Consider the following 26,418-nt stretch of genomic DNA (forward strand, 5'->3'; position numbering starts at 1 on the left):
GCCGCGGAAGGAGACCATATGAACGACCTCACCGCTGATGAGGCGCAGCGCATCATCCAGGAGGAGAAGCTCACCGCGACCGCCAACTGGTACGGACGCACCGGCCGCAGGGAACGGTCGGCCTGGATCGACCGCGACGGGGACGACTGGATCGTGTGGGACACCGATGAGCGCGGTGACCGGTTCTACGGCCCCTCGCGCTTCGCGTCGGAGACCGAGGCGCTCGACCAGTTCCTCCGCATGGCGCGCGCCCACAAGGCCGCCGACGCGCACGCCGTCCGCCGGATCGAGGGTCGGGAATGACGGAGCTGTGGATCGGACCCGACGGCGTCGCGATCGATCGCGAGCCGCTCCCCCGCGGCGCGGAGGTGTGGGACATGTACGGGCCGGTCAACACGCGCTACGTCTACCTCGTGGAGAACGGCCGGCCGGCCGCCTATCCGGAGCGCTCCCTGCCCTGGGTCGAGAACCCCGCGGCGTACCACCAGTTCCTCGTCGTCGGCGACTGCGTGCACATCCGCGCGGCGTACGAGCGGTCGGGGGACGCCGTCCTCCGACGGGACCTGGACGACCTCGTGGACATCGGCTACTACCGCTGGGACGCCCCGATCTTCCGCGGCACGGTGGCCCCGGCCTTCGGCGACCCCGGCGGCGCGACCCAGCTCGTGCTGCCCCTCCCCCTCACGTTCTACCTGCGTCTCGGCCTGGTCCGGGAGCTGGCCGTCCCCGGAGCATCCGCATGAACCGCGACACCGTCCTCGCCGACCTCCGCGCGCGTGGCTCCGTCGGCTTCTGCTTCTTCGACGACCCCCGGGGCAAGACGAACACCGTCGTCGTGTCGTACGGCAGAGAGGGTTTCCAGACCTGGATCCATGACGAGCGCGCGCAGCCGATCGAGGGGTCGCTGCGCGTCTTCGCCGCAGAGCAGGAGGCGCTGGCCGACTTCGCCCATCGCGTGCAGCTCTGGAACCGCGTCAGCGGAGTGCTCTCGCCGGGGCCGTCGGGCGCCGGTGCCGCGGCGGTCTAGGATTTCGCCATGCACGAATCCGCAGAGCTGCGCACCGGGGGCGTCGTCGCCGCCGCGCTCGAACTCTTCAGCGCCCAGGGGTTCGACCAGACGTCCGTGGAGCAGATCGCCAAGGCCGCCGGCGTCTCCCGGTCGACCTTCTTCCGGCAGTTCGGCGGCAAGGAGGACGTGGTCTTCGCCGATCACGAGGTCCTGCTGGAGCAGCTCCGGGAGTTCCTCGACGAGGGGCACGACGATCCGTGGGGCGCGGTCTGCGCGGCATCGGAGTCCGTGTTCACGCACTTCGCGAACGACCCGGAGCTCGCGCGACGGCGCTACCAGATCGTGCGGGAGGTGCCGGTGCTCCGTGAACGCGAGATCATCACCGTGTTCCGCTACGAGCGGCTGTTCGACGAGTACCTGCGCAGCGCCCTGCCGGGAGTGGATCCGCTGGACGCGGTAGGCTTCGCGGCGCTCGTGACGGCGGTGCACAACCACGTGCTGCGACAGCTCCTGCGCGGACGCAAGAAGGTGCCGCTGTCCACCCTCCAGTCCGCGCTCGCGGATGCGCGTCGACGGTACGGCGTCGGCGAGGACACCGCGGCGGGGGCTCCAGACGACATGGTGGTGGCGGTCTTCCCGCGTTCGATGCCCGTCGCCGAGGTCACGCGGAGGCTGCGCTCCGAGCTCGACTGAGCCCGCCGGAGAGGTCGTGATACCGAGTATCGAGGAGTACGATACCTGGTGTCACGAAGGAGCATCATGAGCACGGAAGCCTCCCCCGTCCCCGGCGAGCGCGTCTCGTCCTACGACATCACCGGACGGCAGGACAGCGACTACTACGCCGTCTTCGCCGACATCCCCGCCGTCGACCGGGAAGCCTGGGACCGCGCGAAGGCGTACGTCGACGAGGTCGCCCCGCAGATGGCCGAGGCCTGGGACCGCGCCGAGTACCCGCTCGACGCCGCCCGCCGGATGGGCGAGATGGACCTCGTCGTCGACGGCGTCGACCATCCCGCGCTCACCCGGCTCTCCCCGCTCGCCGCCGGCCTGGTCAACATGGAGATCTCGCGCGGAGACGGCTCCCTCGGCACGATCCTCGCCGTGCAGGGCGGCCTCGCGCTGCGGACGCTCGCCCTGTTCGGCTCGCCCGCCCAGCAGGACCGCTGGCTCACGGAACTCGCCGACGGCTCGGTACTCGGATCCTTCGCGCTGACCGAGCCCGACCACGGCTCGGACTCCGTCTCGCTGGAGACCGTGGCCCGCCGCGACGGCGACTCCTGGGTGCTCCGCGGCGCCAAGAAGTGGATCGGCAACGGCGCCTCGGGCGGCATCACCTTCGTCTGGGCACGGGTCGACGACGAGTCCGCCGCCGAGCACGGGGCGGTGCGGTGCTTCCTCGTCGAGCAGGACGCCCCCGGATACACCGGCACCGTGATCCGCGGGAAGGCCTCCCTCCGCGCGATCCATCAGGCGCACATCCGCCTGGACGACGTGCGGGTACCGCTGGACGCGGTGCTGCCGGGGACCAGGAGCTTCAAGGACGCCTCGACCGTGCTCTACGCCACCCGGTCCGGAGTCGCCTGGTCGGCGCTGGGCCACGCGACGGCCTGCTACGAGGCGGCGCTGGCCTACGCGAAGGAGCGTGTGCAGTTCGGCAAGCCGCTCGCGAAGTTCCAGATGGTGCAGGAGCGGCTGACGCACATGCTGGAGGACCTGACGGCGATGCAGCTTTACTGCCGCCGGATGGCAGACCTCGAGCAGGCAGGAGCGCTGCGTCCGACCCAGGCCTCGCTCGCCAAGTTCCACAACACCCGGGCGGCCCGGCGGATCGCGGCGACGGCGCGTGACCTCCTGGGAGGCAACGGCATCCTTCTGGAGAACGGCGTCATGCAGCACATGGCCGACATCGAGGCCATCCACACCTACGAGGGCACCGAGTCCGTGCAGGCCCTCCTTCTCGGCCGCGACATCACCGGGATGAGCGCCTTCGCCTAGCCCTTCGAATCGCTCACTTCGCTGGATTCGGCGGCCGGATGCAGCGAAGTGAGCGATTCGAAGCAGAGGAGGCGGTCGCGATCGTCCCAGGGGTCGACGGGGCGGAAGCCGCGGGACGTGTAGAGCCGGATCGCGGCGTCGCGCCACTCCCACACCGACAGCCGCACCGCACCCTCGGCCTCCGCCAGGACGTCGTGCTTCTCCTGCTCCGTCTGACGGAGGTACGTCGAAACCGCCGTACCGACGAACGCGGAATCCTGTGGCCACTCCGCCTCGCGGACGGAGACGCCGCCGTGCGACGCGGAGGCCGCGGGCATCAGTCGCAGCCGCAGCCGCCGGCGGGGGTCTTCACCATGAAGCAGACGTCGCACACGCCGTAGTCGCGTTCGACGGGCTTCGGCGCCGCGGGCGTGCGCGGCGCCGACGGGGTGCGCGGCGTCGTGGGACGCTTGGCCTTGACGGGGGCCTGCGGGGCGAACTCGCTCGGGTGCGTGACGTAGAAGTACGGCGCGCGCCCCTCGCTGGGCTGCAGCCGCAGGCGGGTCGAGCCGACGGTGACGACCTCGTCCTCCGTGAATCCGTTGGTGTACGTGCGGCCGATGTGCAGCGCCGCGCCCTCGCGCCGGATCGCCTCGATATAGCGACCGCGGTCGATCAGAGAGGTCACCCCCGCGGAATCGACGATCTCGGTGATGAACGCATGGTTCACCGGATCGATGCGGTGCGCGCGGAGCGCCTCGGGAAGCGAGCGGTACGGACGGGAGGTGCCGGCGGGGGTCGGGCCCTGGACTTCATTCATCCCTTCCAGGATCGCACGGCGCAACCCCCTCCGCCGACCGCGGACTCGCGTGCGAGACTGGCCGCATGGCACTCGCGACGATCATCGGATCCGGCCCGAACGGCCTCGCCGCCGCCGTCTCCCTCGCCCGCGCCGGCTACCGGGTACGCGTGCTCGAGGCTGCGGACACGGTCGGAGGGGGCCTGCGCACTCGGGAGGCCACCCTCCCCGGCTTCCGTCACGACGTCTGCTCGGCCGTCCACCCCGCAGCCGTCGCCTCGCCCTTCTTCCAGGCGTTCGGGCTCGACGAGCGGATCGAGTGGATCCGCCCCGAGATCTCCTTCGCTCATCCGCTGGACGACGGTCGTGCCGCCATCGCGTGGCGCGACATCGAGCGCACCGCCGCCGACCTCGGCATCGACGGGGACGCCTGGCTGCGCCGGCTCCGCCCCCTCAGCACGCACATCGACGGCGTCACGGACTTCACCGGGAACCAGCTCCTCCGCCTCCCGCAGGACCCGATCACCGCCGTCCGCTACGCCATCCGCATGCTCGACCAGGGCACGCCCCTCGCGCGGACCGCCTTCCGCACGGAGGAAGCGGCCGCACTCACGGCCGGAGTGGTCGCGCACGCGAACTCCCCGCAGCCCACGCTCGCCGGCGCCGCGGCGGGGCTGCTGCTGGCCGGGCTCGCCCACGCCGGCGGCTGGCCGTACCCCCGCGGCGGCTCGCAGGTGATCGCGGACGCCCTCATCGCCGATCTCGAGGCCCATGGCGGCACGATCGAGACGGGCGCCCGCGTCACCGACCTCGCCGACCTGGACGGGGGCGACCCCGACCGCGGTGACGTGCTGCTGCTCAACACCTCTCCCCGGCTCGCACTCACCCACCCTGACATCCCGGCCTCGTACGCCCGCGCCCTCCGCGGCTACCGCTACGGCGCTGCGGCGGCGAAGGTCGATTTCGCGCTCGATGGACCCGTCCCGTGGGCGAACGAGCACGTGCGGAGCGCCCCGACCGTGCACGTCGCCGGGACGAGGGAGGAGGTGTGGAACAGCGAGAACGCGGTCGCGGTCGGCCACGTGTCCGAGCGTCCGTACGTGCTGGCGGTCCAGCCCTCGCTCTTCGACCCGACCAGGGCGCCCGGCGGCAAGGCCGTGCTCTGGGCGTACATCCACGTGCCGAACGGCTCCGACCTCGACCCGACCGAACTCATCACCGCACAGGTCGAGCGCTTCGCGCCGGGATTCCGCGACCGGATCCTCGCCCACCACGCGGTGCCGGCATCCTCGCGCGAGGCGATCAACCCGGCCGAGATCGGCGGCGACATCTCCGGCGGCGTCTTCGACATGCGTCAGGCCCTGCGCCGCCCCGTCCTCTCCCCCACCCCGTGGCGGACGCCGATGCGCGGCGTGTACCTCGCGTCGGCCTCGACTCCGCCCGGCCCCGCGGTCAACGGCATGGCGGGATGGCACGCGGCACACACCGTACTCCGCGACGCCGGCACGCCCGCGGAGCTCGACGACCTGTTCGGCTGACCGGGCCCTTTCCCCCGCTCGCCGCGCGGTCCAGGATGGGTGCATGCGCTACGAGATCCCGGCCCCCATGCTCGCCAAAGCCGTCGCGGCCGTTCCCGACCCCGACAAGACGCCGGGCGGCCTGCTCTACGAGCCGAAGTGGGACGGGTTCCGCGGGCTCATCGCCTGGGACGGCGAGAAGGTCGAGATCGGGTCCCGCGGCGCGAAGCCCCTGACGCGCTACTTCCCGGAGCTCGTCGACGCGATCCCGCAGCTGCTGCCGGTGCCCTGCCTGCTCGACGGCGAGATCGTCGTGGCCACGGGTCCGCACGGCGCGCAGCGTCTGGACTGGGAGGCCCTCAGTCAGCGCATCCACCCGGCGGCCTCCCGGGTCGCGAAGCTCGCCACGGAGACCCCGGCCATGTTCATCGCCTTCGATCTGCTCGCCTCCGGGGAGGACGACCTGCGGGCCCAGTCGTTCGAGACGCGCCGGGCCCGGCTGGAGACGCTCATGGAGTCCGTGGAGCACCCGCTGCACCTGACCAGGACCACCCGCGATCGGGACGCGGCCGTCCGCTGGCTCGAGGAGTTCGAGGGCGCGGGGCTCGACGGCGTCGTGGCGAAGCCGCTGGCCCAGCCGTACGCGCCGGGGAAGCGCACCCTGTTCAAGATCAAGCATGCGCGGACCGCCGACGTCGTCGCCCTCGGCTACCGCATCCACAAGTCCGGCACCGGGGTCGGCTCGCTGCTCGTCGGGCTCTACGACGCCGACGGGACCCTGCGCCAGGTCGGCGGGGTCGCGGCGTGGAGTGACGTGAAGCGGAAGCAGCTCGTGGAGGAGCTCGCGCCGCTGGTCGAGCGCGACGAGGACGGCGCCGCCGTGACGGGTGAGGGTGAGCGGTCGCGGTTCAGCGGATCGAAGGACGTGTCGTTCGTGCGCCTGCGCCCCGAGCGGGTGCTGGAGGTGCGGTACGACCAGCTTGAGGGCGCCCGCTTCCGCCACACCGTGCAGTTCGAGCGGTGGAGGCCGGACCGGGACGCCCGCTCCTGCACGTACGACCAGCTCGACACCGTCGACGGCTACGACCTCGCCGACGTCCTGAGCTGAGCGCACTCAGTCGTCGACGGGGTTGCCGTCGGCATCCCAGTTCGCGGCGTTCTTCTTGCTCGGCTGCACGCGCGGCGGCTCTCCCGGCATCTTCGGGAACTCCGGTGGGAAGGGCAACTCCCCGAGCCCGTCCGCCGTGTCGCGCTCCCACCACTCCAGCAGCGTGTCGATGCGCCCGGGCTTCGCCTGCATGTCGGCCCAGGGGTCGCCGACCTCTTCGAGCCGCTGCGGGACGCTCCGGACGGTGAACGTCCTGGGGTCGAGATCGTCGAGCTCGTCCCAGTGCACAGGCGTCGCGACGGTCGCACCGGGGAGGGCGCGCGGACTGTAGGCGCCGGCCATCGTGCGGTCGCGGTTGGCCTGGTTGAAGTCGACGAAGAGGCGCTCGCCCCGCTCTTCCTTCCACCAGTTCGTCGTGACGCGATCCGGCATCCGGCGTTCGAGCTCCCGGCCGGCGGCGATCACGGCGTGCCGCACGTCGAGGAACTCGTGGGTCGGCTCGATCGGGGCGAAGACGTGCAGGCCGCGGTTGCCGCTCGTCTTCGCGAACGCCTCCAGCCCGGCCTCCCGCAACACCTCCCGCAGAGCGTGGGCGGCGGGGACGGCCTCGGCGAACCCGGTGCCCGGCTGAGGGTCGAGGTCGATCCGCAGCTCGACCGGGTTGTCGGAGTCGGTCGCCAGCGATGCCCACGGGTGGAACACGATGGTGTTCATCTGCACCGCCCACACGATCGCGCTCGTGCGGTTCAGGACGATCTGCGGGTGACGGCGGCCGCTGTTGTAGGTGACCGTGACGGCGTCGACGAAGTCCGGAGTGCCCTTCGGCGGGTTCTTTGAGAAGAACCCCTCGGGACGCGGACTGCCGGCACCGCCGACGCCGTCGCGGAAGCGCTCCAGGGACACCGGGCGGTTGCCGTTCGCCGAGAGGAACGGCACAGACACGAGCTGCACGTATTCGGCGAGCTCCGCCTTGGTGATACCGAGGTCGGGCCAGACGATCCGATTCGGGCTGGAGAGCGCGACCTCACGCTCTCCGTCGGTGTCGGCGACGGTCAGGGTCACGCGTTCAGAGGCCATGCTCCGACCCTAGGGGGCGGTCACGACGCACGGAACCCCCGGCAGGCCCCCGGGTACGCGTGCGGTCAGTCCTCGATCCGCACCGCGCGCACGAGCACCGGGGCGAGGGCGTCGCGCTCCACCACCATCGAGGGTCCTGCGGAGTCGATGATGACGCCGGCCATCTCGGAGTGGCTCGACAGCACCTTCGCGAGCTGGTCAGGCTCGAAGGGCAGCGGGCGGTCGCCGCGGCCCAGCGCGATGACCTCCAGCGGGTGCGAGAAGAGTTGGAGGAAGCGCCGACCGTCGGCTGTCTGAGCCTCGGCGATGCCGACCTGACCGGTGCCGGATCCGTCGTTCACGGCCACCCACATGCGCGTCGTGGCGAGGGCCTCGCCCACCTTGGCGGGCGAGTCCTGCTCCCGCGGAGCGGCGAGCAGCGACTTCACGGTCATGTCGACGTCGGCCTGCTCGAGCGTCTTCTGCAGGAGCTCGGTGGGGAACACCACGCGATGCGGCGCGGACGCGTTGTCGATGATGAGACCCGCGAAGTCGCCGGAGACGACCTGCTGCATGACCGAGGTCGTCGGCTGGGCGACCGCGGACGTGGCGGACGGGTCTGCTTCGAGCTGGACGGAGTCGCGGACGGCGGCCGCCGAGCTGAATGCCAGCATGAACTGCCGCTCTCCGTCGCGGACCACGGCGACGGCCAGCGGCTTGCCCTCGCTGATCTGCGCGCGGGCATCACCGCTCACGCGGATGTAGAGGTGGCTCTGCAGAGCCTGGCGGAGCACTCCGAGGAGCTGCTCGTTGGAGGCGCCCGCCTCGATCTGCGCCAGGGACTCGCGCAGGAGGACGTTGTCCTTCATGCCCGCCACGGTCTCGGTCTGCTCGGGCGGGAGCGCAGGAGCGAGCGGGAGCTTCCGCTCGGCAGCCGGCGCCGCGGGCTCCTCCGCCGGGCGCGGCGGTGTCGCTGCGGCAGCGGGCGCCGGTGCTGTCGCGGCATCCGGATCCGGAAGGGCGACCTCGGGTCCGGCTTCGGCGCCGACACCGCGGAACGCCTGGACGGAGATGCCGACGGCGGGCGAAGCCTCGGCCGCCGGAGCCTCGGTCTCCTCGGTCGCCGTGCTCGCGTCCTCCTCGGTGTCGGCTGCCGGAGCGGCGGAGGGGGCGGGAGCGACGGCGTCGTCGCCGGACTTCTTGCGGCGGGAGAAGAGGGCCATGGGAGCCAGCCTAACCGTGTCTCCCCGCCCCCTTCGCCGCGACGTCAGAGCTTCTGGATCGGTGCGACCTTGATGAGCAGCTTCTTCTGCCCCGCCGTGTCGAACCGGACGTGTGCGATGCGCTTGGCCCCCTCACCGGTGACGGCGTCGACCCGACCCTCACCGAAGTCGTCGTGCCGGATGCGGTCTCCGGCGGCGAGCTCGAGGTCGCCGTTGTCGCGCATCTTGGCGGTGACGCGGTTGGGGATCTTGTCCATCGCCGTCGAGAGCGGCTTGAGGGAGTCGCGGGGCAGGGCCTTGACGCCGAAGCGGTCGCCGGAGCCCCCGGAGCGGCGGGCGTTCAGCGCGCGGGACTGCATGCCCCCGCGGGAGTTGACGTCGCCCGGGGACTGCCGCCAGTCGATGAGGGAGGCCGGGATCTCCTGCAGGAACCGGCTGGGCATCGCGACCGTCACCTCGCCGAACTGCGCGCGGGTCATCGCCAGGGACAGGTGCAGGCGCTTGCGGGCGCGGGTGATGCCCACGTAGAACAGCCGCCGCTCCTCCTGCGGCCCGCCGGGCTCTCCCGCCGAGATGCGGTGCGGGATGAGGTCCTCCTCGACGCCGGTGACGAAGACCGCGTCGTACTCCAGGCCCTTGGCGGTGTGCATCGTCATGAGCGAGACCGACCCGGACTCGTCGTCGAGGTCGTCCGCATCGGAGACCAGCGCGACCTCGGTGAGGAAGTCGGTGATGGTGCCCTCGGGGTTGTTGCGCGCGAAGTCGCGGGTCACGGCCACGAACTCGTCGAGGTTCTCCACGCGGGCCTCGTCCTGCGGGTCGCGGCTGGCGCGCAGCGCGTCGAGGTACCCGCTCTTGGACAGCAGCAGGCTGAGCCCGTCGGCCACGGAGGTGGGCGGCGGCACCTCCCCCGTCGGCGGGAGCATGATCGCCGTCGCCTCGGCGAGAACCGCATCGAGCTGGGCGATGGCAGCGTGGATCTTCGGGCCCACACCGAGCTGCCCCGGAAGCGACAGGGCCTCGCGGAAGGAGATGCCGTGCTCCTCGGCGAAACGGGCGATGGCGGTCTCTGTGACGTCGCCGATGCCGCGCCGCGGCTTGTTGAGGATGCGGCGCACGGCCATCTCATCGGCGGGATTGGCGACCGCCACGAGGTAGGCCAGGGCGTCCTTGATCTCGGCGCGCTCGTAGAACTTGGTGCCGCCCATGATCTTGTACGGCACGGCCGAGCGGATGAAGATCTCCTCCAGCGCGCGGGACTGTGAGTTCGTGCGGTAGAAGACGGCCATCTCCGAGTACGGCATGCCCTTGCGGTGCAGGGCCTCGATCTCGTCGGCGACGAACTGGGCCTCGTCGTGCTGCGAGTAGCCGGTGAAGCCGATGATCCTGTCGCCCTCGCCGCGGTCGCTCCAGAGCTTCTTGTCCTTGCGGTCGAAGTTGTTGCCGATGACGGCGTTCGCGGCGGAGAGGATGTTCTGCGTCGAGCGGTAGTTCTGCTCGAGGAGGACGACCTTCGCCCCCGGGAAGTCGCGCTCGAACTCGCTGATGTTGCGGATGTCCGCGCCGCGGAAGGCGTAGATCGACTGATCCGAGTCGCCGACCACCGTCAGCGACGCCCCAGCCTCACCGGCGCCCGGTGCCGGCTCGGGGTCGGGCTCGAAGATCATCATGCCGTTGGCGGCATAGGGCTCGGGCGTCGAGCCGACGCCGGACACCGGACGGGTGAGCTCGTGGATGAGCGCGTACTGCGCGTGGTTGGTGTCCTGGTACTCGTCGACGAGGATGTGGCGGAAGCGGCGGCGGTAGGTGTCGGCGACCTGGGGGAACGCCCGGAACAGGTAGACCGTCTGGCCGATGAGGTCGTCGAAGTCGAAGGCGTTGGCCTTCTGGAGCTGCCGCTGGTAGTCGGCGAAGACCTCGACGAAGACGCGCTCGGCCGGGTCGCTCATGTTGGCCTGGCGTGCGTAGGCCTCGGCGTCGGAGAGCTCGTTCTTGAGCTTCGAGATGCGTCCCTGCACCGCCGCCGGGGTGAGGCCGTAGGCGTCGGCCTCGTGCTCCTTGACCAGGCGCTTGAGGAGGGCGCGGGAGTCGCCGGAATCGTAGATGGTGAAGTTCTTCGTGAACCCGAACTGCTGCGCCTCGCGGCGGAGGATCCGGACGCACGCGGAGTGGAAGGTGGAGATCCACATGCCGCGCGCGGCGTCGCCGATGAGCCCTTCGACGCGCTCGCGCATCTCGCCGGCGGCCTTGTTGGTGAAGGTGATGGCGAGGATCTGGCTCGGCCACGCCTCCCGGCTGCGCAGGAGCGAGGCGATGCGGCGCGTGAGCACGCTCGTCTTGCCCGAACCGGCGCCGGCGACGATGAGCAGCGCGGGGCCGCGATAGGTGACGGCCTCGAGCTGCTGGGGGTTGAGGCCGGCGAGGAGGTCGTCCTGCGCGGGGGCGCCGGAGGACTGCGGGCCGACGGATCCGGGGACGATGAGAGGGGCTTCGGTCATGACCTCTCGAGTCTAGGCGGCGGCACCGACATCGAGGGCCCCGGCGGAGGGGTACGCGGACGACGCGCACCCCTCCGAGTCAGACGGCGGTCCGCTTCCGGTCAGGCGATGCGCGTGCCGGGCGGCAGCCGTCGCGCCGGCGTCCGCGTCCGTGCCCACGCTCCCGCGAACAGCGCCCCGGCGAGCACGACCTGCACCCCGAGCCCCACGAACCAGCTGGGCACGGTCTCGTCGATCACCTGCTCAGCCGTCTGGGAACCGCTCTCCGGATCGCAGTCGTCCCATCGCTGCTCCAGCGGCGAGAGCTGCGCGCTGCGGACACCGAACTTGATCTGCCCGTACAGATCGACCGGGTACCCGCTCGTGTTGAACTCGGTGGGGGTCGCGTCGGCGAGCACGACGAACGGGTTGGCGGCGAGCGCCCACCACACGAGGTCGAACCGCGGCGCCTCGTACGTGTAGCTGTCCCAGCTCTCGCAGTCCACGTTGCCGTTGCTGTCGTAGGGGCGGCTGTAGGTGGTCGCCTCGCTGCGCACGGCCAGGCCGCCGAGTGCGAAGACGATGATCGTGCCGATGACGAGCGCCGACACCACGAGGTAGGTGGACGCGACGGAGAACAGCGGCCGGGCGATGAGGCCGCTCAGCCCCACGCCGATCGCCGCGACGATGATGATCTCGGCGGCGAGGACGAGCAGCGCCACGAACAGCACGATCGGATCGGTTCCACCCGCCAGCAGCGACGCCGCGAGGAACGGAACGGCCACCAGCAGGAACGCGCCGCCCGTCGCGATCGCCGCGAGGAGCTTTCCCAGCATGATGTCGCCGGTCGACGCCGCGGTGACCTGGATCGGCGCGAGCGTGGCCGCCTCCCGGTCGCCGTTGATGGCGTTGCCGCTGAGCGTCGGCGAGACGAGCACGACGAGCAGCAGGACCACGTTGACGACGATGGACGACACGCCGGCCCCGACGTCCTCCCCCCAGGAGTACACGGCGAACGACAGGCCGGTGACGCCGAGGAGCACCAGCGCGAAGACGCCGAGGAGCACGTACCAGCCGACGCTCCGCAGCCGCTGGGTCAGTTCCAGGCGCGCGATGACGCCGATGTTCGCGAGGCTCATGCTCCCGCCTCCGTTCCGTGGGGTGCCGCAGGCGGCGGGGGTGGGGTCGTCGCCGCGGGCGGCTGCGGGTTCCGGAGCGCGAGGAAGGTGTGCTCCAGGTCGCTCTGCGCGGGCGCGAACTCCGCGACCGGGAGACCCGCCTCCACGAGGTGACGCAGCGACTGGGCGGCGGCGTCCTCCCCCGGGAAGCCGACGAGGACGGCCCCACGGTCCACGGCGAGGGACTCGGGAGCGAGCCCGAGGGTCGAGGCGACCTGCCAGGTATCCGCGTTCAGGCGCGCGGGTGTCGCACCGGCGAGCCGCACCCGCCAGGCGCGGACCGTGCTCTGTGCCGGAGCGGCGTCCACGACCGCCCCGCCCACGAGGAAGACCGCGTCGTCGACGACCTCCTCGAGCTCGGACAGGACATGGCTGGAGATCAGGACCGTGCGTCCCTCGGCCGCGAATCGGCGCAACAGCACCCGCAGCTGCACGCGGGCCTCGGGGTCGAGGCCGGAGGCCGGCTCGTCGAGGAGCAGCACCTGCGGGTCGTGGACCAGGGCGCGGGCGAGACCGAGCTTCTGCTTCTGCCCGCGGGAGAGCACCTTCGCCGCCGAATCCGCGAGCTCCCCGAGACCGACCAGGCCGAGGAGGTGCTGCGCCCGCCGTTCCGCGTCCGCGCGGTCGATCCCGTAAAGCCGGGCCGTGGTCACGATCGTCTCGCGGGCGGTGAGGGAGGGCCAGGCGCCGAGGGCATCCGGCATCCACCCCAGCACCCGACGGGCGGCGAGCGGGTCGGCCTCGGGGTCGATGCCGCCGATGCGGATCGAGCCGCTGTCGGGGGCGAGCAGCGAGGCGAGCATCAGGAGCAGGGTCGTCTTGCCCGCCCCATTCGGGCCCACCAGGCCCGTCACCCTTCCCGCCTCTGCGCGCAGCGTGGCCCCTCGCACGGCCTGCACGTCCCCGAACGCTCTACTGACGTCGTCCACCACTATTCCGGTCATGCGGTCAGTCTGGCATCGCCGGGCGCGAGCGCCGGGGACCTCCGGGCTGATGCCCAGCCGCGCCGCCCCGCGGGTGACACAATCGCAGTATGCGCACGATCCTCAACATCATCTGGGTCATCCTCGCGGGCTGGGCGCTCTTCCTCGGCTACGTGCTGGCCGGCCTGCTGCTGTGCATCCCGATCATCACGATCCCGTGGGCCATCGCGTCGTTCCGCATCGCCGCCTACGCCATCTGGCCCTTCGGCCGCGAGGTCGTCAGCAAGCCGACGGCCGGCGTGGGTTCGTTCCTCGGGAACGTGCTCTGGGTCATCCTCGCGGGATGGTGGCTCGCGCTCGGTCACATCGTGTCGGGGCTGGCGCTGTGCGTCACCATCATCGGCATCCCGATGGGCATCGCCGACTTCAAGATGGTCCCGGTCTCGCTCATGCCGCTCGGCAAGGAGATCGTCTCCACCCGTCAGGGCGCGTTCGACCGCACGCTCTGACCCGACGGGTCAGCTGCGGAAGAACGCCACGCCGAGATCGGGGTGGTCGACGAAGACGCCGTCCACGCCCTGCCGGGCGATCACGCCCCACTCGGCCTCGTAGTGCCCGAACGCGCTCTTGCCTCCCGGGCCGCGGTAGGGCGCCGCGAGGAAGGCGTTCTCCGGGCGGCAGGTCCACGTGAAGACGGTCAGGCCGCGGGCGTGCGCATCGGCGACCAGCGCCGTGCCCGGCACCAGGAGCATCTTCTTGTCGACGCTGATCCCGTCGACCCGATCGACGAGGCGGTCCAGATTCCCGGGGGTCACGGTCTCCGGGTAGCTCAGGGCCTTCGACCCCTCGGCGACGAGCAGGTCGTACGGCTGTCCCGCCGCCTCGATGAGGTAGACGAAGCTCGCGTCGACGCCCTCGGCACGGAGCTGTCCGAGCACGGTCGATTCGAAGCTCTCCACGATCAGCGGCAGCTCCCCCGCCGCCCACCGTGCATCCCGCAGCTCCCGCGCGATGAGGGGCGCGAGGTCGAGCCCGATGCTCGCGAAATGCGTGGCGTGCTTCACCTCGAGCACGACGCCGATCGGCCGGCCCTGCTCCTGCGCGGCCGCCCGTACGAGGTCCAGAACGTCGCGCAGGCGCAGGATGGGTTCCGTGCCGTCGAAGGAGGCGCTGGACGCCCGGAGCTTCGGCAGCCGTTCCCGGCAGCGCAGCGTGGACAGTTCGGCCCAGGTGAAGTCCTCCGTGAACCAGCCGGTCAGTGCGGCGCCGTCCACGCGCCGCGTCGTGCGGCGGTCGGCGAACTCGGGGTGATCGGCGACGTCCGTGGTGCCGGAGATCTCGTTCTCGTGCCGCACGACCAGGACGCCGTCCTGGGTGGCGACCACGTCCGGCTCGACCGCGTCGACTCCCATCGCGAGAGCGAGCTCGTAAGACGAACGGGTGTGCTCCGGTCGGTGGCCCGGGGCACCGCGGTGCCCGATGACGAGCGGGGATTTGCTGGGCACGCTCACAGCGTAAGGCACCCCGGGAGTGTCGCCTCACGGGTATCGTGGAGGAAAGCGACCTACGACCCCCCTTTGGAGTGAGGCCCACCTGATGAGCAACTTCGCTTTCAACAATCCTGCTTTCCAGCAGCAGGACCCGCGCAACGTCGCGACCTACCCGGGTGCGCCCCAGGGCGCTCAGGGCGCGCAGGCCGCGTCGCTCCAGCACGGCGCGATGGATGCCGCCGCCAACGCGCAGCTCGAGGGCATGTACGCCGCTCCCGCCGCGGGCGCCCTCGAGACCGACCGGATGTCCGTCGAGGACACCGTGTGGAAGACCGCCGGCCTCTTCGGCATCCTCCTCGTCACCGCCGTCGTCGGCTGGGTGCTGACGCTCGGCGGCCTCGACGTGCCGCGCTACGACCCGTACAACCCCGCCGCCGTCAACGTGCTGCCCTGGGCTCTCGGGGCGCTCGGCGGCTTCGTGCTGGCGATGGTCATCACCTTCACCTCGCGCAAGAAGGTCCGCCCCGCGCTGATCTTCGCCTACGCGGCCTTCGAGGGGCTCTTCATCGGCGGCATCTCGGCGTTCTTCGAGGTCCGCTGGCCCGGCATCGTCTTCCAGGCGACGCTCGCGACCGTCTCGGTCGTCGGCGTGACCCTCGCCCTCTTCGCCAGTGGCAAGATCCGCGCGTCCAAGAAGGCCACGAAGATCTTCATGATCGCGATGATCGGCTACCTGGTCTTCTCGCTCCTGAACCTCGTCCTCATGTGGACCGGCGTCAACACCAACGCGTTCGGCATGCTCAGCCAGCCGATCATGGGCATCCCGCTCGGCCTCATCATCGGCGTCCTCGTCGTGATCATGGCGGCGTACTCGCTGGTGCTCGACTTCGACCAGATCCAGCAGGGCGTCCGCAACGGCGCTCCGCGCAAGTACGGCTGGCTCGGCGGCTTCGGCATCATGGTCACGGTCGTCTGGCTGTACGTCGAGATCCTGCGGATCATCGCGATCGCCCGCGGCAACAACTGACGCGATACGGCACCACGAAAGGCCCGTCTCCCTGCGGAGGCGGGCCTTTGCCATATCCGGGACGGTGCGCGCAAGGGGTTGGCACGCGGTCCGGCGACCCGCCACAGTGGATACCACGAAGCCCCGGCACCCCGGGGCTCCTGACCCAAGGAGCTGACCATGAGTTTTCTCGGCTTTCTTCTTCTCGGCCTCATCGCCGGAGCCATCGCGAAGCTGATCCTGCCCGGCAAGCAGGGCGGCGGATGGTTCATCACCCTGCTGCTCGGCGTCGTCGGCGCCCTGCTCGGCGGCTGGCTCGGCAGCCTGATCCTCAACCGTCCGCTCACGGAGTTCTGGGACCTCGGCACCTGGCTCCTGGCCATCGGCGGTTCGATCATCGTGCTGCTGATCTACGGCCTCATCGCCGGCCGCGGCCAGCGGGTCAACGACTGACGCAGACCCCACTCGACGCGCTCCGCGTCACCCACGCCCGTCCCTCACGGCTGCGAGAGCATCCGTGAGGGGCGGGTCTTTTCGTGCCGCGGCCGGTCAGCTCGCGGCGCCACGCGCCTTGCGCTCCAGGAGGCCGCGTTCGCGGTCGTTGCCGGCCAGCCCCGCGGCCGCCGCGAACTCGCTGCGCGCCTCGCTCTCCCGCCCGAGTCGCCGCAGCAGCTCGCCGCGCGTGGCCGGGAGCAGGTGGTAGCCGTGCAGCGCCCCGGACGCCGCCAACTCATCTATCAGCCGCAGGGCGGAGGCGGGCCCGGTGGCCATGGCCACGGCGGCCGCGCGGTTCAGCTCCACCACCGGGGACGGGGTGAGCCTACTGAGCGCCTCGTAGAGGACGACGATGCGATCCCAGTCGGTCTCGTCCACGGACGGCGCGACGGCATGGCATTCGGCGATGGCGGCCTGCAGACTGTACGGCCCGCGTCCACGGCCGAGCCCGTCCGCCCGCGCCAGGGCCCCTCTCCCCCGCGCGATGCGGCTGCGGTCCCACCGCCGACGGTCCTGATCCGCGAGCAGCACCGGGTTTCCGTTCCGGTCGGTCCGCGCCGGGAAGCGTGCGGCGGTGAGCTCCAGGAGCGCGAGCAGGCCGTGAACCTCCGGTTCCCGAGGCTGCAGCGCGGCGAGCACCCTGGCGAGCCGGATGGCCTCGTCGCTCAGCTCCGGCCGCATCCACTCCGGACCGCTGCTGGCCGCGTGCGCCTCGTTGAAGATGAGATAGAGCACACCGAGGACCGCGCCGAGCCGCGCCGGCTGCTCTTCCCTCGGCGGCAACTCGAGCGGCGCGTGCGCGGCCGCCAGCGTCTTCTTCGCGCGCACGATCCGTTGCTGCACGGTCGCCGTGGGGACGAGGAAGGCGCGGGCGATCTCCTCACTCGACAGACCGCCCACGACCCGCAGCGTCAGCGCGACCTGCGCCTCCCGGGAGAGCACCGGGTGGCACGCGATGAAGAGGAGGCGCAGCACATCGTCGTCCACCGCATCCGGGTCCCAGGGCAGCTCGGGCTCCTGCGCCTTCTCCCGTTCGAGGTCGTGCGCGATCAGAGCGAGGCGGTCGTCCAGCCGCTCGCGGCGGCGCCACCCGTCCACCGCCTTCCGCTTCGCCACGGTCGTGAGCCACGCCGCGGCGTTGCGTGGCACCCCCTCGACGGGCCACTGCCGCAGCGCGGCGACCAGAGCCTCCTGCGCGAGGTCCTCCGCCAGACCGAAGTCGCCGACCATCCGCGTCAGCGTGCCGACGATGCGCGCGGACTCGATGCGCCACACCGCCGCGACGGCCCGCTCGGCCGCCTCCTGCGCGGAGGCGGCCGAGCTCGTCACGGGGTCGGGTGAGCGGTCCATCAGCGGAGCGGCGTCACGCCTGCTCGGCGCGGCGGGCCTGCTCTTCCCGCCAGCCCGCCTCCTTCTCGATCCACTCGTTGTCGGCGGGGAAGTCCTCCGGCCCGGTGACCCGTCGCACCTCGAGGAACGATCCCGGTCCGAGCGGCGCCCGGCTCGCCCATTCCGCGGCCTCCTCCCGCGAGGAGACCTCGATGATCCAGAAGCCGTTGAAAAGCTCCTTCGTCTCCCCATACGGGCCGTCCGTGAGGAGCGGCTTCTCGGCGCTGAAGTCGACGACGAAGCCCTCGGCCGCGTCGGTCAGCCCCTCGCCCGCGACGAGGACGCCCGCCTTCATCATGGACTCGTTGTACCGGCCCATGGCCTCGATGACCTGCTCGAAGGGCATCTCCTGATAGGCCGCCACCGCGTCGTCGGTCGCGCGCATGATGAGCATGAACTTCATGATGTTCTCCTTGTTCCGAAGGGCTGTGTTTCGACCCTCTCATCACAGACGTCGAACGGGAACAGCGGAGATCGACATCGGGGTGGAACTTCTTCCCGGTCTTCTCCCGGGAGCGCGAGGGACCCGACGCCCCTCGCGACGGTCGCGTTCAGCGGCGCCGGGACGGAGCCTGCACGACGGCGGCGATGGTCGTGGCCAGCGCCTCCATCGAGCGCTCCGGACTCCACGCCGCCGCGACGGCCGGCGCCTCGGCACGCAGCGCCGCCAGACGGTCCTGGTCGGTCAGCAGCTCCCGGAGCGCCTCCCCCAGCGCCTCCACGTCGCCCGCGGGGACGAGAACCCCGCCGCCCGCACCGAGAACATCGCGGATGCCGTACCGTACGTCGTAGGACACCACGGGCGTGCCGTGCAGGAGGGCCTCGACGATGCCCAACGGCTGCCCTTCGAACGCCGTGGAGGTGACGAGCACGGATGCCCGATCGAGAACGGTGGCCGGATCCGCGGTGTAGCCACAGAGACGCACGCGGTCCGCGGCGTCGAGCTCGGCGATCAGTGCCGCCAGCCGCTCCTGCTCTGCTCCCGTGCCCCAGATCTCCATCCGGGAGCCCGGCACGTCCGCCTCGATGAAGGCACGGATGGAATGGTCGATGCGCTTGCCGGCCGCGAGCCGCCCCAGCACGACCACGAGGCCCTCCTCGCGCAGGTCGTCACGGCGCTCGACCGGCGCGATGGGGTTCGGCACCACGACATGGTTCGCGGTGTCGCCGAACCGGGCCACGACGTCGTCGCGCTGCGTGGCCGTCGGCCAGATGACCGCGTCGAAGCGGTCGGCCAGCCGGAACCAGCGCGTCCAGAGCGTGTTGAGGCTCGCGTCGGGCGTGTAGGGCGCCTCCACGTGCATGGTGTGGATGGGGTGCAGGATGCGGACGCGCGGGTCGACCCAATCGGCGATCAACTCACCGAGCTGGCGGGACTCGCAGATCACGACGATCGGACGGTCCCCCACCGCCGCGGTGACGTGCCCGAGCCAGGCACCGTAGAGTCCGCGGAAACCGTGCAGCGCACCGACGACCACACCGGCGCCGTCGTACACCAGCACCGGTTCATCCGTCAGGTGCCAGTCGGGGTTGCCCGGGATCACCGGGAGCGCCGCGAAGGGGCGCCCCTCGGGGTCCGCGAGCACCCGGTACTCCACGTCGGGGTCGGCCGTCTCCGCAGCGTCGGCCGCGTCTCGCAGCCAGGAGGCGGCTCCTCCCTCCGGCGCGACCGCCTCGTCGAAGAGGTTCCGCAGGCGATCGCGGGCGGTGAGCGCACCGCGCTCGGTGAACACGCGACGGTGCTCGGCGTGCTCGGCCGCCGTCCCCGGGTCGAAGGTCAGCAGCTGCGGACCCGCGCCCTCCCCCGCCCCTGCGGCGGCCAACAGCCGGGCGCGCGCGAGCGTGGCGATCGTGTACCCGCCGTCCAGCCCCGGGATCAGGCGGCTGGACAGCACCAGGTACTCGGCGTCCGGGAGGACAGGCGCCGAGACCGGGGGCATCGTGCCCCCTACTCCCACTCGATCGTCCCCGGCGGCTTCGACGTGACGTCGAGCACGACGCGGTTGACGTCACGGACGCCGTTCGTGATCCGGTTCGAGATCTTCGACAGCACGTCGTACGGCAGGCGCGTCCAGTCGGCCGTCATGGCGTCTTCGCTGGAGACCGGACGCAGCACGATCGGGTGCCCGTAGGTGCGGCCGTCCCCCTGCACGCCCACCGAGCGCACGTCGGCGAGGAGCACGACGGGGCACTGCCAGATCTCCTGATCGAGGCCGGCCTTGGTCAGCTCCTCGCGGGCGATGGCGTCGGCCTCACGCAAAATCTCGAGACGGTCAGCGGTGACCTCACCGATGATCCGGATGCCGAGGCCGGGCCCCGGAAACGGCTGGCGGCCGACGATCGCCTCGGGGATGCCGAGCTCGCGACCGATCGCGCGGACCTCGTCCTTGAAGAGGGCCCGCAGCGGCTCGATGAGCTCGAAGTCGAGGTCGTCCGGCAGCCCGCCCACGTTGTGGTGCGACTTGATGTTGGCGGTGCCCGCACCGCCACCCGACTCCACGACGTCCGGGTAGAGCGTGCCCTGCACGAGGAACTTCACCGGGGCGCCGCCGTCGGCCTTCGCCTCCTCGACGAGGTCGAGCTGCACCTTCTCGAACGCCCGGATGAACTCGCGCCCGATGATCTTGCGCTTCTCCTCCGGGTCGGTCACGCCCTGGAGGTGACCGAGGAAGGTCTCGGCGGCGTCGACCGTGATGAGCCGCACGCCGGTGGACTCGACGTAGTCGTTCTCGACCTGCTCGCGCTCGCCCTTGCGGAGGAGGCCGTGGTCGACGAAGACCGCGGTGAGCTGGTCGCCGATGGCCTTGTGCACGAGGGCGGTCGACACGGCGGAGTCCACGCCGCCGGACAGCGCCGAGATGACCCGGGCGTCGCCGACCTGCTCGCGGATGCGCTCGACCTGCTCGGCGATCACGTTGTCGGGGTTCCAGTCGGATGCCAGGCCGGCACCCTTGTGGAGGAAGTTCTCGAGCACACGCTGACCGTGGTCGGAGTGCTTGACCTCGGGGTGCCACTGCACGCCGTAGAAACCGCGCTCCTCGTTCGCGAAGGCGGCGACCTTCGTGGCCTCCGTCGTCGCGAGCACCTCGAAGCCCTCCGGGGCCTTCGCGACCTGGTCGCCGTGACTCATCCACACGTTCTGCTCGATCGGCTGCCCGCTGAGCAGCGTGCCCCCGTCACCGGAGATGACGGCATCGGTCGCGCCGTACTCACGGAGGCCGGTGTGCGCGACCTCGCCGCCGAGGGTCTGCGCCATGTACTGGAAGCCGTAGCAGATGCCGAGCGTGGGGACGCCGAGGTCGAAGACCGACGGGTCGAGCTTCGGTGCACCCTCCTCGTACACCGAGGACGGACCACCGGAGAGGATGATCGCGACGGGGTTCTTCGCGGCGATCTCCTCCGCCGTGGCGGTGTGCGGCACGATCTCGCTGTAGACCCCGGCCTCGCGCACGCGGCGGGCGATGAGCTGCGCGTACTGGGCGCCGAAGTCGACGACGAGCGCGGGGCGCTGCTGGGTCTCGGACTGTTCGGTCAACGGACACCTTCCGGGGCGATCGCGGAGGCCTCGGCGGCCTCCCTGGTGGCGAGATAGGTCTTGACTTCACGGGCGACGACCGCCTCCATGAAGAACGACAGCAGCGGCACGACGCCGCCGAGCGCGAGCAGGATGAACCGCGGGAACCGCCAGCGCATCAGACTCCACATGCGGAAGCACGCGAAGAGATAGACGACGTAGAACCAGCCGTGGGCGACGAGGATGAACAGCGAGATGTTGAAGCCGTCCCCGAGGGAGGTCATCTCGCAGGAGTTCGTCCACGGCGCGAACAGCGACCACCACTGGCAGTCCGGTCCGGCGATGACGCCGGCGAACCAGAGCGGGCCGCCCGACCCTCCGGCGAAGAGCTCGAGGTGGATCGGCGTGTACTTCAGCACCATCTCGGCGAGCAGCAGGAGCAGCATGACTCCCGTGATGATCGACGCGATCTGGTAGAACTTCAGCGCACCGCGGATCGCCGGAAAGCTGGCGACTTTCGGTTCGGGCATGCCCACAGTCTAGTCGGCGGGGCGCGCCACCCCGACCCCGCGGAAACGACGGAGGCCGCCGGGTCGCCCCGACGGCCTCCGCCACGTCATCCGCCGATCGGCGTCAGAACCATCCGGTCAGGAGGTCCCACAGCCAGTCGACGATGTCCTTGATGATCCCGCCGATACCGCCGGCCCGGTTGACGGTCACGGTGGCCGTAGCCTCGTCCCCGTCCGCCTGCGCCACCGCGACGGTGTACTTCCCGGGCTGGGCGTTCTTCGGCACCGTCACCGAGGTGCTGAACGTGCCGTCCTGGCGGACCTGCACCGTGCCGACCTCGACGCCCTGGCCCTTCTTCGGGCGGAGCTCCACCGTCACGGTCTCGCCGGGCTGGTAGCCCTCGCCGGTGATCGCGAGCTTCTTGCCCGCGGCCACCTTCGAGGAGCCGAGCGCGATGGTCCCCGCGAACTCCTCCTCGCCGGCGATCGTGAACGGCACCTGCACCGTGGTGCCCGTCGCCGGGACCTCGACCGTGAGCTGCTGCTCGCCGAACACCCCGGACGGCACCGTGAAGGTGAGGGTGGCGCGCCCGCCCTCGTCCGTGGTGTCCACGATGGTCGGGTCGACCGTGCCGGCCGCGAGCTGCGTGTCACCGAGCGACAGGGTGACCGCTCCCGGAGCCGCCTCGCCCCCGCTGAAGGCCAGCGAGGAGAGGGAGACGGTCACCTGGTCGCCCGCGCGGTAGCCGTCGGCGTCCGCCGGGCTGACCGTCACGCCGACCGCACGCTGGGCGAGGTCGGGCGAGGCCGTCTTGTTCGCGTCGAACCAGTCGACCATGGACTGCAGGTCGATCTTGCCGGTGTCCCGCTTGCCCGCGCCCTCCTTGAAGGTGGCGAAGTTGTCGCCGCCCGCCGCGAGGAAGGAGTTCGCCGCCACCGTGTACTCCCCGTTCGGGTCGATCGCAGTGCCGTTCAGCGTGATCGAGGTGATCCGCGAACCCGCGGCCGCCGTCGGGTCGTAGGTGTAGACCAGCCCCTCGGAGACGCCGAGCTTGAGGAACGGTCGCGCCGATCCGGCCGGCTGCCACTGCTCCTCCAGCACGCCCTTCAGCTGCGTGCCGGTGAGGGTCAGCGTGACCAGCGTGTTGGCGAACGGCTGGACGGTCGCCGCCTCCCGGTAGGTGACGTTGCCGTTCGGATCGTCGGCGTTGCTCGACGCGTAGGTCAGGTTGGCACGGATGCCGCCCGGGTTCATGAGAGCGATGTCCGCGCCCGTGGACCACTTCTGCACGTCGGCGACGAAGTTGCCGATGGTGGACTCGCCACCGCGGTTCTCCGAGCCGTTGGTCTGCCGGGCACGGTTGAAGTCGGCGGTGATGTCGCCGACCTTCACGGCGCCCAGCACGTCGGCCTCCGCCTTCGCCTTGTCGACGATCGCCTGCACCTCCGGCACCGCCGGGTACAGCGGCTTGCCCGCAGCCGTGAGGGGCTTGATCTCGTTGGTGATCGAGAGCAGCTCCTTCGTCTTCGGGTCGACCTGGATGTTCATGAGGCCGAGGTTCTCGCCGTACTGCCCCGCCGAGACGACCGGCCGGCCATCGATGACGTGGTTGTAGGCGAGGTGCGTGTGCGCCGAGACGATCGCGTCCACGTCGTCGTCGACCCCGTAGACGATCTCGCCCAGCGGCGAGTCCTCGGTGATCGCGGACAGCGCGGTGCTCTCCGCGCCTTCGTGCACGAGCAGGATCACCACGTCCGCCTCGCCGTTGGCGGGGTCCCCGTCGCGCAGGTCGTCGGCCACGGTGTTCACGGAGTCGACGATGCTGCGCACCTCGAGATCAGCGATGCCCTCGGGCGAGACGAGCGAGTCGAGGTCTTCCGTGACGGCGCCCACGAATCCGACGCGCACGCCGTCGAGCTCCTTGACCCAGGCCGGGGCCAGCGCGGGCTCACCGGTCTCGGTGAGGAAGACGTTCGAGGAGATGTACTCCCAGTCCGCGCGCTCCTGGACCCGGTCGCGCAGGTCTTCCCAGCCCTGGTCGAACTCGTGGTTGCCCGCCGCGCTCACGTCCAGACCGGCGGCGTTGAGCGCGTCGATCGTGGGGTTGTCGTCGTTGATGAACGAGGTGAACGTCGACGCCCCGATCAGGTCGCCGGCTCCGGCGAAGATCGTGTTCGGGTTCGCCGCACGGAACTGCTGCACCGCGCCGGCGAGCACGGCAGCTCCTGCCGCCGCCCCGTCCGCCTCGATACGGCCGTGGAAGTCGTTCACCGTCACCACGTCGATGCTCACCGGCGGGATCTCCGAGGAGACGCCGACGAGGATCGGGTCGTGGTCGCTCGACCGGTAGGGGGTGCCCTCCTCGGCGGCGCCGAACGCATAGCCGCGGTCGCTCCACTCCGGCGAGTTGATGCCCCACACACCGGCGCCCGTGATCGACGGGACGAGCGAGGGCGAGGCGATCACGTGGTCGAGCGAGCCGAGCTCGCCGTCGAACGTGTAGGTGTACTGACCTGCGGCCTTGTCGGCGGCGACGTCGCTCCACCCCTGCGAGGTGAACACGTCGATCGGGTCTTCCTGCCCGTAGGCGTTGAAGTCGCCGATCAGCAGCATGTCGCTGCTGCCGCTGCTCTCGGCCAGCTCGTCGGTGAAGTCGAGGACGGCCTGCGCCTGCTTCACCCGGTCGGCGTTGAAGAAGCCCTGACCGTCGGCGGGCTCGGCCCCGGCGCCCTGCGGCGGGGACTTCGACTTCAGGTGGTTGGCGACGACGGTGACGACGCGGCCGTCGATGTCGAACGCCTGGGCGATCGGCTCGCGGGCGTTGCCCCACACGGACTCGTCGGTGACGGTGGCACTGTCGCCCACCGTGCTCACGGCGTCCTTCTTGAAGATGATCGCGTTGGTGATGTAGTCCGTGGTCGCCGGGTCCTGCAGAGCCTCGGGCGTGCGCACGTAGTCCCACACGTCGGAGCCCGCGTCGGCGTTGAGGCCGGCGACAAGGTCCTTCAGGGCGGTGTCGACGGGCTTGCCCAGCTTGACCGAGTTCTCGATCTCCATCAGAGCCACGATCTCCGCGTCGAGGCCGTTGATGGCCGAGACGATCTTGGACTTCTGAATCGCGAACTGGGCGGCGTTCGCCGCGCCGCGGGCGTCGGCGTTCTCGCTCTTCAGCGTCGTGAAGTAGTTGTAGACGTTGAATGACGCCACCTGCGCGTCACCGCCCACCTCCGGAGCCTTCTCGGGACGCGGGTTGGTCGCCTCGAAGGTGACCTTGCGCTCCGCCGGGGAGGCGTCGTCGATCGGGACGACCGGCTGCAGCCGCCAGTCGTCGAAGCCCCACTGGAGCACGTAGCCGTTGGACCCGAAGTCGACGGTGTCGCCGTTGCGGACCACCGTGTCCTCCGTGAAGTACGGCTGCTGGCCCGGGTGGCCGCTGTTGGTCACCTGGATGGACCAGGCGTCGTCGAGCAGGATGCGGTTGGCGCGGTTCTCGGCCGCGATGGCGGCGGCGTCGGCCCCGGGACGCGTGGTCTCGGTGCTCTTGACGTTGAGGTCGTCGCCGGCGTTCAGCCACAGCGCCCCGTAGTTGTAGAGCTGGTGGCTCGACGCGAGCCGGTACGTGCCGGTCGGGGCGACGTACATGTTCTCGTACTGCTCGCGGTCGGCACCGCGTACGGTGTCGGGCAGCGGCGTGAGCGCGGGCACGCCCACGCCGGCCGTGACCACCGAGACGTCCGCGACCGCGGCAGGGGCGATCTGGGTCTGACCGTAGTACTCGCTCACCGTGCCGGTCACCGAGACGAGGTCGCCGATCTCGAGCGTGGGCGCGAGCGCGTTCAGGAACACGAACACGCCGTCCGAGGCGCCCGGGGTCGCGTCGGTCTCGCCGCCCGAGCCCTGCGTCTGGATCACGATGCCCTTGTAGCCGCCGGTCCGGTGGTCCGCCGTGACGACGCCCTCGACGCGGACGCGCTGTCCGGCGAGCGGCGAGACGTCGCCGGTGCCCTGGACCTCCGCGATGGTGGCGGCCTTCGGCTCCGTCCCCGGCTCCTCGCCCGGGTCGGTGCCGGGATCCGTGCCGCCGGAGTTCTGCGGGGTGATGGTCGCCGACAGTGCGAAGTCGGCCTTGTTGTCGTCCGCGTCCGCACCGTCCGTGCGATTCAGCGACCGGACGTCGGTGTTGCTGGTGGGGGCGGTGGCCGCCGCCGTCTCGAAGGTGTTCGAGGTGCCGTAGCCGAGGAGGTCGATCACCCCGTCCACGCCGACGGTCGAGCCGGGGGTGAGAGTCACCGCCGCGGTGCCCTCGACGAGCGCCAGGGTGCCGTTGGTGCCGCTCGGGCTCAGCGTCGTGGTGGCGTCGGGAGGGGGCAGCGCGGCGCCGTTGGTGCCGTTGCTGTTCGCCTGCACGAGGAAGTAGCCGCCCGCCGGGATCGTCCCCTTCAGCGGTGCGACGCCGTTGAAGGCGCCGGTCCCGGCCGCGGAGCGGTACTGCAGGGACATGCCGTCGAGCGTGACGGGCGCCGCCGTCGGGTTGTAGAGCTCCACGAACTTGTTCGTGAACGCCGCCCCGGCGCTGCCGCCGGACAGATAGGCCTCGTTGATCACCACCCCGGTGCCCTCGGTGTTCGCCGATGCGGGCGCGGCCACCAGCGAGCCGAGGCTCAGGGCGGCGACGCACGTCGCGGCGAGAGCGCCCACGCGCCCTCGGATTCTGCGGTGCGAGACGGGGGGCAGGGTCTCCCCGTGCTCA

Annotated in this window: 24 protein-coding genes; 10 read left to right on the top strand and 14 right to left on the bottom strand. The window is 70.9% G+C overall.

The features are described 5' to 3' along the window. Window positions 1-18: 18 nt before the first annotated feature. The 5 genes from AB0P08_RS01375 (at window position 19) to AB0P08_RS01395 (ending at window position 3,004) form a co-directional block, all read left to right on the top strand. Complete coding sequence (locus tag AB0P08_RS01375; protein WP_315637411.1) at window positions 19-303, top strand: hypothetical protein; 285 nt, start codon at window positions 19-21, stop codon at window positions 301-303. Further along, entirely contained in the window at window positions 300-743 is a 444-nt protein-coding gene (locus AB0P08_RS01380; protein ID WP_363587674.1) for a hypothetical protein, read from the top strand. The genes AB0P08_RS01375 and AB0P08_RS01380 overlap by 4 nt, the downstream gene beginning before the upstream one ends. Beyond that, window positions 740-1,027 (top strand): hypothetical protein, encoded by a 288-nt coding sequence (locus AB0P08_RS01385; protein ID WP_363587676.1) that lies wholly within the window; start codon window positions 740-742, stop codon window positions 1,025-1,027. Before AB0P08_RS01380 ends, AB0P08_RS01385 begins: the two co-directional genes overlap by 4 nt. A gap of 9 nt (window positions 1,028-1,036) precedes the next feature. Beyond that, on the top strand, window positions 1,037-1,702 hold the full coding sequence (locus AB0P08_RS01390; RefSeq protein ID WP_363587678.1) for a TetR/AcrR family transcriptional regulator: 666 nt from the start codon (window positions 1,037-1,039) through the stop codon (window positions 1,700-1,702). 66 nt (window positions 1,703-1,768) lie between these two features. Beyond that, window positions 1,769-3,004 carry an acyl-CoA dehydrogenase family protein gene (locus AB0P08_RS01395; RefSeq protein ID WP_363587680.1) on the top strand — a complete coding sequence of 412 codons (1,236 nt, stop codon included), beginning with the start codon at window positions 1,769-1,771 and terminating at the stop codon, window positions 3,002-3,004. On the opposite strand, the gene AB0P08_RS01400 is transcribed toward AB0P08_RS01395, so the two are convergent. Together AB0P08_RS01400 and AB0P08_RS01405 are read right to left on the bottom strand one after the other, a co-directional pair. Beyond that, entirely contained in the window at window positions 3,001-3,321 is a 321-nt protein-coding gene (locus tag AB0P08_RS01400) for an N-acetyltransferase (RefSeq protein ID WP_363587682.1), read from the bottom strand. The genes AB0P08_RS01395 and AB0P08_RS01400 overlap by 4 nt on opposite strands. Further along, window positions 3,321-3,803, bottom strand: coding sequence for a hypothetical protein (locus tag AB0P08_RS01405; RefSeq protein ID WP_187663455.1), 483 nt, complete (start codon window positions 3,801-3,803; stop codon window positions 3,321-3,323). The genes AB0P08_RS01400 and AB0P08_RS01405 overlap by 1 nt, the downstream gene beginning before the upstream one ends. A gap of 65 nt (window positions 3,804-3,868) precedes the next feature. Between AB0P08_RS01405 and AB0P08_RS01410 the strand changes: the two genes are divergently transcribed. Beyond that, window positions 3,869-5,320 carry a phytoene desaturase family protein gene (locus AB0P08_RS01410; protein WP_363587685.1) on the top strand — a complete coding sequence of 484 codons (1,452 nt, stop codon included), beginning with the start codon at window positions 3,869-3,871 and terminating at the stop codon, window positions 5,318-5,320. 43 nt (window positions 5,321-5,363) lie between these two features. Next, window positions 5,364-6,407 (top strand): ATP-dependent DNA ligase, encoded by a 1,044-nt coding sequence (locus AB0P08_RS01415; protein WP_363587687.1) that lies wholly within the window; start codon window positions 5,364-5,366, stop codon window positions 6,405-6,407. A gap of 6 nt (window positions 6,408-6,413) precedes the next feature. Here the strand turns inward: AB0P08_RS01415 and ligD are convergent, their stop codons facing one another. The 5 genes from ligD to AB0P08_RS01440 form a co-directional block, all read right to left on the bottom strand. Further along, entirely contained in the window at window positions 6,414-7,484 is a 1,071-nt protein-coding gene (ligD, locus tag AB0P08_RS01420) for a non-homologous end-joining DNA ligase (protein ID WP_363587689.1), read from the bottom strand. 65 nt (window positions 7,485-7,549) lie between these two features. Then, the gene (locus AB0P08_RS01425) at window positions 7,550-8,686 is read right to left on the bottom strand and encodes an SseB family protein (RefSeq protein WP_363587691.1); all 1,137 of its coding nucleotides are present in this window, start codon (window positions 8,684-8,686) and stop codon (window positions 7,550-7,552) included. 44 nt (window positions 8,687-8,730) lie between these two features. Then, the gene (locus AB0P08_RS01430) at window positions 8,731-11,184 is read right to left on the bottom strand and encodes an ATP-dependent helicase (RefSeq protein ID WP_363587693.1); all 2,454 of its coding nucleotides are present in this window, start codon (window positions 11,182-11,184) and stop codon (window positions 8,731-8,733) included. A 101-nt stretch (window positions 11,185-11,285) separates the two neighbouring features. Beyond that, window positions 11,286-12,302, bottom strand: a complete 1,017-nt coding sequence (locus AB0P08_RS01435) for an ABC transporter permease (protein ID WP_280568197.1) — start codon at window positions 12,300-12,302, stop codon at window positions 11,286-11,288. Continuing rightward, a complete protein-coding gene (locus AB0P08_RS01440) occupies window positions 12,299-13,285 on the bottom strand; it encodes an ABC transporter ATP-binding protein (protein ID WP_363587695.1) in 987 nt (328 codons plus the stop codon). Before AB0P08_RS01440 ends, AB0P08_RS01435 begins: the two co-directional genes overlap by 4 nt. An 89-nt stretch (window positions 13,286-13,374) precedes the next feature. Here AB0P08_RS01440 and AB0P08_RS01445 point away from each other — a divergent pair, with 89 nt between their 5' ends. Then, a complete protein-coding gene (locus AB0P08_RS01445; RefSeq protein ID WP_315637400.1) occupies window positions 13,375-13,773 on the top strand; it encodes a YccF domain-containing protein in 399 nt (132 codons plus the stop codon). A gap of 9 nt (window positions 13,774-13,782) precedes the next feature. Here the strand turns inward: AB0P08_RS01445 and AB0P08_RS01450 are convergent, their stop codons facing one another. After that, window positions 13,783-14,769, bottom strand: a complete 987-nt coding sequence (locus AB0P08_RS01450) for a glycerophosphodiester phosphodiesterase family protein (protein ID WP_363587697.1) — start codon at window positions 14,767-14,769, stop codon at window positions 13,783-13,785. A 91-nt stretch (window positions 14,770-14,860) separates the two neighbouring features. Here AB0P08_RS01450 and AB0P08_RS01455 point away from each other — a divergent pair, with 91 nt between their 5' ends. Both AB0P08_RS01455 and AB0P08_RS01460 read left to right on the top strand, forming a co-directional pair. Continuing rightward, window positions 14,861-15,781, top strand: a complete 921-nt coding sequence (locus AB0P08_RS01455; protein WP_071327462.1) for a Bax inhibitor-1/YccA family protein — start codon at window positions 14,861-14,863, stop codon at window positions 15,779-15,781. A 159-nt stretch (window positions 15,782-15,940) separates the two neighbouring features. Next, window positions 15,941-16,213 (top strand): GlsB/YeaQ/YmgE family stress response membrane protein, encoded by a 273-nt coding sequence (locus AB0P08_RS01460; RefSeq protein WP_025103755.1) that lies wholly within the window; start codon window positions 15,941-15,943, stop codon window positions 16,211-16,213. A 96-nt stretch (window positions 16,214-16,309) separates the two neighbouring features. Here AB0P08_RS01460 and AB0P08_RS01465 read toward each other — a convergent pair whose 3' ends face one another. From AB0P08_RS01465 to AB0P08_RS01490, 6 genes are all read right to left on the bottom strand, one after another. After that, the gene (locus AB0P08_RS01465) at window positions 16,310-17,605 is read right to left on the bottom strand and encodes an RNA polymerase sigma factor (RefSeq protein WP_363587700.1); all 1,296 of its coding nucleotides are present in this window, start codon (window positions 17,603-17,605) and stop codon (window positions 16,310-16,312) included. A 13-nt stretch (window positions 17,606-17,618) separates the two neighbouring features. Further along, window positions 17,619-18,047, bottom strand: a complete 429-nt coding sequence (locus AB0P08_RS01470) for a YciI family protein (RefSeq protein ID WP_062635884.1) — start codon at window positions 18,045-18,047, stop codon at window positions 17,619-17,621. Window positions 18,048-18,195: 148 nt separating this feature from the next. Further along, complete coding sequence (locus AB0P08_RS01475) at window positions 18,196-19,584, bottom strand: glycosyltransferase (RefSeq protein WP_363587702.1); 1,389 nt, start codon at window positions 19,582-19,584, stop codon at window positions 18,196-18,198. An 8-nt stretch (window positions 19,585-19,592) separates the two neighbouring features. After that, window positions 19,593-21,179, bottom strand: coding sequence for a glutamine-hydrolyzing GMP synthase (guaA, locus tag AB0P08_RS01480; RefSeq protein WP_363587704.1), 1,587 nt, complete (start codon window positions 21,177-21,179; stop codon window positions 19,593-19,595). After that, the gene (locus AB0P08_RS01485; protein WP_060922041.1) at window positions 21,176-21,688 is read right to left on the bottom strand and encodes a DUF3817 domain-containing protein; all 513 of its coding nucleotides are present in this window, start codon (window positions 21,686-21,688) and stop codon (window positions 21,176-21,178) included. Before AB0P08_RS01485 ends, guaA begins: the two co-directional genes overlap by 4 nt. Before the next feature lie 103 nt (window positions 21,689-21,791). Next, window positions 21,792-26,366 (bottom strand): ExeM/NucH family extracellular endonuclease, encoded by a 4,575-nt coding sequence (locus tag AB0P08_RS01490; RefSeq protein ID WP_363587706.1) that lies wholly within the window; start codon window positions 26,364-26,366, stop codon window positions 21,792-21,794. Window positions 26,367-26,418 lie beyond the last annotated feature (52 nt).

Origin of the sequence: Microbacterium meiriae (genome assembly GCF_040686935.1) — a bacterium.
Lineage (GTDB): Bacteria > Actinomycetota > Actinomycetes > Actinomycetales > Microbacteriaceae > Microbacterium > Microbacterium meiriae.

Bases quoted from the DNA above. Each gene is read 5' to 3' on its own strand.
- AB0P08_RS01465 (WP_363587700.1), bottom strand. From the start codon at position 17,605: ATGGACCGCTCACCCGACCCCGTGACGAGCTCGGCCGCCTCCGCGCAG.
- AB0P08_RS01470 (WP_062635884.1), bottom strand. From the start codon at position 18,047: ATGAAGTTCATGCTCATCATGCGCGCGACCGACGACGCGGTGGCGGCC.
- AB0P08_RS01385 (WP_363587676.1), top strand. From the start codon at position 740: ATGAACCGCGACACCGTCCTCGCCGACCTCCGCGCGCGTGGCTCCGTC.
- AB0P08_RS01445 (WP_315637400.1), top strand. From the start codon at position 13,375: ATGCGCACGATCCTCAACATCATCTGGGTCATCCTCGCGGGCTGGGCG.
- AB0P08_RS01375 (WP_315637411.1), top strand. From the start codon at position 19: ATGAACGACCTCACCGCTGATGAGGCGCAGCGCATCATCCAGGAGGAG.
- AB0P08_RS01475 (WP_363587702.1), bottom strand. From the start codon at position 19,584: ATGCCCCCGGTCTCGGCGCCTGTCCTCCCGGACGCCGAGTACCTGGTG.
- AB0P08_RS01425 (WP_363587691.1), bottom strand. From the start codon at position 8,686: ATGGCCCTCTTCTCCCGCCGCAAGAAGTCCGGCGACGACGCCGTCGCT.
- AB0P08_RS01405 (WP_187663455.1), bottom strand. From the start codon at position 3,803: ATGAATGAAGTCCAGGGCCCGACCCCCGCCGGCACCTCCCGTCCGTAC.
- AB0P08_RS01390 (WP_363587678.1), top strand. From the start codon at position 1,037: ATGCACGAATCCGCAGAGCTGCGCACCGGGGGCGTCGTCGCCGCCGCG.
- AB0P08_RS01455 (WP_071327462.1), top strand. From the start codon at position 14,861: ATGAGCAACTTCGCTTTCAACAATCCTGCTTTCCAGCAGCAGGACCCG.
- AB0P08_RS01400 (WP_363587682.1), bottom strand. From the start codon at position 3,321: ATGCCCGCGGCCTCCGCGTCGCACGGCGGCGTCTCCGTCCGCGAGGCG.
- AB0P08_RS01380 (WP_363587674.1), top strand. From the start codon at position 300: ATGACGGAGCTGTGGATCGGACCCGACGGCGTCGCGATCGATCGCGAG.
- AB0P08_RS01460 (WP_025103755.1), top strand. From the start codon at position 15,941: ATGAGTTTTCTCGGCTTTCTTCTTCTCGGCCTCATCGCCGGAGCCATC.
- AB0P08_RS01430 (WP_363587693.1), bottom strand. From the start codon at position 11,184: ATGACCGAAGCCCCTCTCATCGTCCCCGGATCCGTCGGCCCGCAGTCC.
- ligD (WP_363587689.1), bottom strand. From the start codon at position 7,484: ATGGCCTCTGAACGCGTGACCCTGACCGTCGCCGACACCGACGGAGAG.
- AB0P08_RS01395 (WP_363587680.1), top strand. From the start codon at position 1,769: ATGAGCACGGAAGCCTCCCCCGTCCCCGGCGAGCGCGTCTCGTCCTAC.
- AB0P08_RS01435 (WP_280568197.1), bottom strand. From the start codon at position 12,302: ATGAGCCTCGCGAACATCGGCGTCATCGCGCGCCTGGAACTGACCCAG.
- AB0P08_RS01485 (WP_060922041.1), bottom strand. From the start codon at position 21,688: ATGCCCGAACCGAAAGTCGCCAGCTTTCCGGCGATCCGCGGTGCGCTG.
- AB0P08_RS01410 (WP_363587685.1), top strand. From the start codon at position 3,869: ATGGCACTCGCGACGATCATCGGATCCGGCCCGAACGGCCTCGCCGCC.
- AB0P08_RS01440 (WP_363587695.1), bottom strand. From the start codon at position 13,285: ATGACCGGAATAGTGGTGGACGACGTCAGTAGAGCGTTCGGGGACGTG.
- AB0P08_RS01415 (WP_363587687.1), top strand. From the start codon at position 5,364: ATGCGCTACGAGATCCCGGCCCCCATGCTCGCCAAAGCCGTCGCGGCC.